The sequence below is a fragment of the Vibrio sp. 1078-1 genome (genome assembly GCF_033340475.1).
The window spans coordinates 1-780 of sequence record NZ_JAWOWM010000237.1; the positions used below are offsets into that span (position 1 = coordinate 1).

Annotated in this window: 1 protein-coding gene and 1 pseudogene; both read right to left on the bottom strand. The window is 49.7% G+C overall.

The features are described 5' to 3' along the window. A partial coding sequence (locus tag R7190_RS26845) for an ABC transporter ATP-binding protein (RefSeq protein ID WP_318137793.1) occupies positions 1 to 511 on the bottom strand: 511 nt, incomplete at its 3' end. 72 nt (positions 512 to 583) lie between these two features. Next, a pseudogene (locus R7190_RS26850) lies at positions 584 to 780 on the bottom strand (dihydrodipicolinate synthase family protein); the annotation flags it as partial.

Here is a 780-nt window from a genome sequence, read left to right on the forward strand (position 1 = left end):
CCAACGCGCCCAAAGGCTCATCCATCAGGACGAGTTTCGGTTCAAACACAAGCGCCCTCGCTAACGCGACACGTTGTTGCTGCCCGCCAGATAACTGCTTGGGATAACGACTGGCAACGTGCCCCAACTCGACCATGTCCAGTGCGCTCTGTACTTTATTTTGAATGGTTTGATTATCGAGCTTGCGCACTTTTAGAGGAAAAGCGAGATTCTCCGCAATCGTCATGTGAGGAAACAGCGCGTAGTTTTGAAATACCATTCCGATGTCGCGTTTATGTGGCGCGAGATTGTTTACCGGAACGCCATCAATGTAAATCTCCCCGCCTGTTGCCGTTTCAAAACCCGCCAGCATCATCAGACACGTTGTTTTGCCTGATCCAGAAGGCCCCAACATGGTGACAAACTCTCCGGGTGCGATGTCTAAGTTGAAGTCTTTAACCACCAAGTTTGCACCGTCGTAGGTTTTCTTAACATGTTGAAAGCTCACATAATCCTTGTTTGCTGTGCTCATGGCATCCCTCCGTTCATTTTTGTATAGCGAAAATAAGTAGAGCGCCACAAAGCGCCCTACTCACTAGCTCAATTACAGATTGTATTTTGATAGGTCTAAGCGGGTAGCAAGCGCGTGCTCCACCATCTGGATCACTTGTTGACGCTCCTCACCTTTAAGCAGTTGGCGCGGTGCACGAACTTGCTCTGAACCACGGCCACACACTTGTTCAGCAAGCTTAATGCACTGAACCAGCGTAGGAATGGTGTCGAGACGCAGCAGCGGTAAGA